Source organism: Reyranella soli (assembly GCF_007992495.1).
GTDB lineage: Bacteria > Pseudomonadota > Alphaproteobacteria > Reyranellales > Reyranellaceae > Reyranella > Reyranella soli.
Map to the genome: position 1 here is coordinate 1 of NZ_BKAJ01000291.1, position 5,496 is coordinate 5,496.

A 5,496-nucleotide genomic window follows, 5' to 3' on the forward strand; every position below is an offset into this window, starting at 1 on the left:
CTCCCAGGAGGCCGGCCGGAGGCCGGCGGTCCGGAAGACTAATGCCCCAGGTAGCTCTTCCTCAGCTCCGGATGCTCGGCGAGCTCGGCGGCGGCACCTGACAGGGCGATGCGGCCGTTTTCCAGCACATAGGCACGATGGGCGATGGCGAGGGACTGCACGACGTTCTGCTCGACCAGCAGGATCGCAAGACCGTCGCGGTTCAACCGGCCGATCAAAGCGAACATCTCCTCGACCAGCAGCGGCGACAGGCCGAGCGACGGCTCGTCGAGGATCAAGAGGCGCGGCTCGCTCATCAGGCCGCGGCCGATCGCCAGCATCTGCTGCTCGCCGCCCGACAGCGTGCCGGCAAGCTGCGCCAGCCGCTCGTTGAGCCGCGGGAAGACCGCCAGCACGTGCTCGAGGTTCTTCGCCCGCGCGGCGCGGCCGCGGCGATAGCTGCCGAGCTCGAGGTTCTCGCGCACCGAGAGGTTGGGAAAGACGCGCCGCCCTTCCGGCACCTGCACCAGGCCGGCATCGACGATGCGCATCGACGGCGCACCCGCGATCGCCTGGCCGTCGAAGGTGATTGTGCCGCCGAACGGCCGGTAGAGGCCCGAGACATTGTTGTTCAGCGTCGACTTGCCGGCGCCGTTGCTGCCCAGCAGGGCCACGATCTCGCCGGCGCCGACGGCAAGGTCGACGCCGCGCAGCACTTCGATGGCGCCGTAGCCCGCACGCAGTGACCTGACCTCAAGCACGCAGCACCTTGGCGGCGCCGTGGCCGAGATAGGCCTCGACGACCTGCGGATCGTCGGCGATGGCGGCGGGCGTGCCTTCGGCGATCATGCGGCCCTGGTTCAGGACGTAGACCCGTTCGGCGAGCGAGGTCACGGCCTGCATGACGTGCTCGATCAGCAGGATCGTTATGCCCGAGTCGCGAATGTCGCGGATCACCTGGACGATCTCGGTGATCTCGGTCGGATTGAGGCCGGCCATCACCTCGTCGAGCAGCAGCAGGCGCGGACCCGTGGCGAGCGCGCGGGCGAGCTCGAGCCGCTTGCGGCCGGCCACGGTGAGGTCGGCGCCCATCTGGTCGAGTTGTCCCGCCATGCCGACCATGCCGGCCACGGCCTCGGCCTGGTGCGCGGCCAAGGCGCGGTCGGCGGTGTGCAGGTAGGCGCCCACCATGATGTTCTCGCGCACGCTGATCTTGGCGAAGGGCTGGGTGATCTGGAAAGTGCGCACCATGCCCCTTGCGCAGATGCTGTGCGGCGCCAGCGCCGTGATGTCCGTTCCGTCGAGCGTGACCCGTCCGGCGTCGGGCTTGTGGAAGCCCGCGATGGCCGCGAACAGCGTGGTCTTGCCTGCCCCGTTGGGACCGATCAGCCCGACGATCTCGCCCTGACGCACGTCGAGCGACGCCTGGTCGACGGCCTTGAGGCCACCGAACGACTTGGAAAGCTCGCGCACCTCAAGCATGGCGCGGCTTCCTGCGGAACAGGCCCATCAGCCCGTCCGGCAGCCGAGCCACGATCAGCACCAGCATGATGCCGTAGACCACGAGGCTGAGCGGCTGCACGTTCTTCAGGGCCGGCACGACGCTGGCGAGGCCGCGCGTTACCTCGTTGATGACGGTGAGGGCCACCGAGCCGATCAGCGGCCCGAAAATCGTGCCCGCGCCGCCCACCATGCTCACCAGAAGCATCTCGACCGACTTGTCGACGCCGAAGGCGATCGACGGATCGATGTAGAGGTATTTCTGGGCATAGAAGGTCCCGCCGGCCGCGCACATGGCGCCCGACAAGGTCAGGACCTTCACCTTCTCGGCGAACACGTCGATGCCGAGCGCACGCGCGGCATCTTCGTTCTCGCGGATGGCGACCAGGCGCGCGCCGAAGCGGTTGCGCGTCAGGCGCCAGGCGATCAGCAGGGAGATCACGCAGAGCACGAGCGCGATGTAGTAGATCCAGATCGGGTCCTTGAATTGGAAGTTGATCGGCCGCTGGTCGGCCTTGATCAGCATGCCCAAGCCACCACGCGTAAAAGGCACCGAGTTGGCGAGGATGCGGAAGACCTCGGCGAAAGCCAGCGTGATCAGCGCGAAGTACGAGCCGCGCAGGCCGGCGCGGAACGACAGGAAGGCGATGATCCAGCCGACGATGCCGCCGGCCAGCATGGCGGCCGGCCAGGCGAGCCAGGGATTCCAGCTGTAGGTCACCTGCAGGATGGTCGAGGTGTAGGCGCCGGTGCCGAAGAATACGACGTGGCCGAACGAGGTCTGGCCGGCGAAGCCGCCGGCGATGTTCCACGACTGGCCGATGAAGGCCACGAAGAACACCATCATGCCGATATTGATCAGGTAGTTGGGCGCCAGCAGCGGATAGATCACTGCGATGCCAAGCCCGACGGCGCACAGGACGGCCTGCCGGCTCACGCCCTGCTCCCGAACAGGCCGGTCGGTTTCAGGAGCAGGATCAGGATGAAGATCAGCGAGATGCCGATCTGGCCGAGCTGCTCACCCAGGAACAGGCCGCCCAGTGCCTCGGTGATGCCGATGATGAAGCCGCCGACCGCCGCGCCGATGAAGCTGCCCATGCCGCCCAGCACGACGATGGTGAAGGCGACCAGCACGAAGGCATTGCCCGAGGTCGGCGTGACATAGAAGGTCGGCATCAGGAGGCAGGCCGCGGCACCCAGGCAGGCGATGCCGATGCCGTAGGAGATGGCGAAGATATTGTCGACGTCGATGCCGACCAGGCGCGCGCCCTGGCGCTCCTTGGCGACGGCGCGGATCGCCTTGCCGGTATCGCTCTTGGCCATATAGAGCCCGAGGATGACGCAGATCAGCAGCGAGGCGCCGAAGGAGATGAGCTTGGGCAGCGGCAGGAAGGCCGCCCCCAGCTGGACGAACGAGCCGGCGTAGGGCACGTCGATCGTCTGGGTCTCGCCGCCGAAGAACAGCAGGGCCGCATTGTCGAACACGATCGAGAGGCCGAGCGTGATCAGCAGGACGTTCTCGTCGCGGCCGTGGCTGAAGCGGCCGATCACCAGCCGGTAGAGCACGAAGCCGAAGATGAAGGCGCCGGCCGTCACCACGGGCAGGGCGACGTAGGGGTCGACGCCGACCAGGCGCCACAGCCAGAACACGGCATACATGGCCAGCATCAGCAGACTGCCATGGGCGAAGTTGATGATGTGCAGGACGCCGTAGATCAGGGTGAGACCGACGGCCACCAGCACATAGATGCCGCCGGCGAGCAGCCCGTTCAGGACGCCGGCGAAGATGATCTGAGGATCGAGCACGACCCGTCGCTTCGTCAGAACTTCGGCTTGGGGAACACCGCCTTGGCCGAGGCGAACTCCTCGGGCGCGATCACCTCGATGTCGCCCTTGATCGACTGCATGACGGCGGGCTTGGCGCCCTGGTTCTGGCCGTTGACGAACTTGGTCGGCCCGTAGGGCATGAGCTCGGCCTTGAAGGTCGAGCTGGCGATGGCGTCGGTGAGCTTGGCCTTGTCGGCCGAGCCGGCACGCTCCAGCGAATCGGCCAGCAGCATGGCGGTCGAATAGCCGAGATAGACCTCGAAGGTGAACAGCGCGCCACCGGCCTCGACGCGCTTCTTCAGCGCCTGGGCCTTCTCGCTCTTGGGGTTGAACCAGTGGTTCACGTCCATCATGTACTGCGAGACGTCGGGCATCTCCTTGACGAACTTGTAGTTGAAGCCGCCGCCCAGGATCGAATAGAAGCCCGCGACGTTCACCTTCTGCTGGAAGAGCGTGCGCGCCAGCAGCATGTATTCGTTCTGGTAGTTCGACATCATGACGATGTCGGGCGCGATGGACCGGATGCGCAAGGCGATGTTGTCGAAGTTGCGCGTCGGGTTGTCGTGCGCGATCACCTCCTTCGCCTCGATGCCGATCGACGGCAGCTTGCTCGCGAGCAACTTGGCCGTGCCGGTGCCGAACTCGCCCGATTCGTGGACGATCACGGCGGTCTTGGCCGGGCTGCCGGCGGCCTTGTTAATGTTGCCGAGGTTGGCAATGCCGTCATCGACGCAGACGCCGAAGCCCGGCATCAGGCGGAAGGTGTTCTTGAGCCCGCGATTGACGATCACGTCGGAGGCGGCGACGTCGACCAGGAAGGGCGTGTTGTACTTGGCGGCCGCCTGTGTCGCGGCGATGGTGACCGGGCTCTGGAAGCAGCCGATATAGGCCGCCACGCCCTGCTCGTTCATCTTCTCGACTTCGGCGACGCCGACCTCGACCTTGGACTGGCTGTCGCCCAGCAGCGCCTCGAGCTTGGCGCCGCCCATCGACTTGATGCCGCCCGCCTTGTTGATGTCCTCGATCGCCATCGTGCCGCCGAGCCGGCCCTGCTGGCCGTTGTACGCGACGAAGCCCGTCACCGGATGGATCAGGCCGACTTTGATGGCGGCGGATTGGGCGCGCAGCACGGAAGGCGCGGCCAGGCTGCCGGCAAGCGCGCCGGCGACGAAACCGCGGCGCGAAACGGATATGGTGACTTGTTTTTTCATGTGAAGCCCTGTCTTCAGTCCCCGAGCGCGCGACGCTACGATAGTGCTCATCGGTCGACAACCGCCAACGGCTGCACTGCGATGCCCAATATCCTGTCACGCGCTCAAGTCGAACAATATCGAACGGACGGCTTTGCATTTCCTGTGCCGGTGCTCGACGCCGCCGAAGTGCGCGCGCTGCGCGCCGATCTCGAATACTGGGAGAAGCAGCAGGGCCATGCGCTCGAGTATCCGGAGAAGAGCAAGTCGTACCTGCTCTATGGATGGGCGGACACGCTGGTCCACCATCCCAGGGTGCTCGACGCCGTCGAGGACGTGATCGGGCCCGACATCCTGGTCTATCACTCGACGATGTGGATCAAGGAGGCGCATACGCCCGCCTATGTGCGCTGGCACCAGGACGGCGCCTACTTCTTCCTCGATCCGCTGGAGCATGTGACGGCGTGGGTGGCGCTGTCGGAGGCGTCGGAGCTTGCCGGCTGCATGCGCGTGATCCCGGGCACGCATCGCCTTCCCATGATCGAGCACGACGACAAGCCGGGTCCGCACAACATGATCAACCGCGGCCAGGGCATCAGCGACCGCTTCGACGGCGAGACCGGCGTGTCGATGCCGCTCAGGGCCGGCGAGCTGTCGCTGCACCACACCGCGCTGGTCCATTGCTCGCCGGGCAACGACAATGACGACCGCCGCATGGGATTGGGCATCAGCTTCATCCCCGCGCACGTCCGCCCGGTCGGCCCGGTGAAGCCGTCGGCGCTGCTGGTGCGTGGCGAGGATCGCTACGGTCACTTCCTGCCGGAGAAGCGACTCGGCACGCCGATGTCGCCCGAAGCGCAAGCCGCACATGCCGAGGCAGTGCGGCTGTTCCGCCTCCGCCAGGACCAGGGCTTCACGAAAGCGGCGGAGTAAGGGAGCGCGGGCCTCCGGCCCGCTTCATGCTCTTCCGGACCGCCGGCCTCCGGCCGGCTCATGATCA

General features: G+C 66.4%; 6 protein-coding genes. 1 reads left to right on the top strand and 5 read right to left on the bottom strand.

What is annotated here, in order from left to right:
- Window positions 1-38 precede the first annotated feature (38 nt).
- From RSO01_RS45750 to RSO01_RS45770, 5 genes are read right to left on the bottom strand one after another with little or no spacing between them, the layout of a single operon-like run.
- Window positions 39-740, bottom strand: coding sequence for an ABC transporter ATP-binding protein (locus tag RSO01_RS45750; protein WP_147157294.1), 702 nt, complete (start codon window positions 738-740; stop codon window positions 39-41).
- On the bottom strand, window positions 733-1,461 hold the full coding sequence (locus tag RSO01_RS45755; RefSeq protein WP_147157295.1) for an ABC transporter ATP-binding protein: 729 nt from the start codon (window positions 1,459-1,461) through the stop codon (window positions 733-735). Before RSO01_RS45755 ends, RSO01_RS45750 begins: the two co-directional genes overlap by 8 nt.
- The gene (locus RSO01_RS45760; protein WP_147157296.1) at window positions 1,454-2,416 is read right to left on the bottom strand and encodes a branched-chain amino acid ABC transporter permease; all 963 of its coding nucleotides are present in this window, start codon (window positions 2,414-2,416) and stop codon (window positions 1,454-1,456) included. The genes RSO01_RS45755 and RSO01_RS45760 overlap by 8 nt, the downstream gene beginning before the upstream one ends.
- On the bottom strand, window positions 2,413-3,285 hold the full coding sequence (locus RSO01_RS45765) for a branched-chain amino acid ABC transporter permease (RefSeq protein ID WP_147157297.1): 873 nt from the start codon (window positions 3,283-3,285) through the stop codon (window positions 2,413-2,415). The genes RSO01_RS45760 and RSO01_RS45765 overlap by 4 nt, the downstream gene beginning before the upstream one ends.
- Before the next feature lie 14 nt (window positions 3,286-3,299).
- Entirely contained in the window at window positions 3,300-4,517 is a 1,218-nt protein-coding gene (locus tag RSO01_RS45770; protein ID WP_147157298.1) for an ABC transporter substrate-binding protein, read from the bottom strand.
- A gap of 81 nt (window positions 4,518-4,598) precedes the next feature.
- Between RSO01_RS45770 and RSO01_RS45775 the strand changes: the two genes are divergently transcribed.
- A complete protein-coding gene (locus RSO01_RS45775) occupies window positions 4,599-5,429 on the top strand; it encodes a phytanoyl-CoA dioxygenase family protein (protein ID WP_281291655.1) in 831 nt (276 codons plus the stop codon).
- Window positions 5,430-5,496 lie beyond the last annotated feature (67 nt).

What these genes read in the sequence shown, in the direction of transcription:
- RSO01_RS45775 (WP_281291655.1), top strand. Translation starts at nt 4,599, where the DNA reads ATGCCCAATATCCTGTCACGCGCTCAAGTCGAACAATATCGAACGGAC.
- RSO01_RS45770 (WP_147157298.1), bottom strand. Translation starts at nt 4,517, where the DNA reads ATGAAAAAACAAGTCACCATATCCGTTTCGCGCCGCGGTTTCGTCGCC.
- RSO01_RS45755 (WP_147157295.1), bottom strand. Translation starts at nt 1,461, where the DNA reads ATGCTTGAGGTGCGCGAGCTTTCCAAGTCGTTCGGTGGCCTCAAGGCC.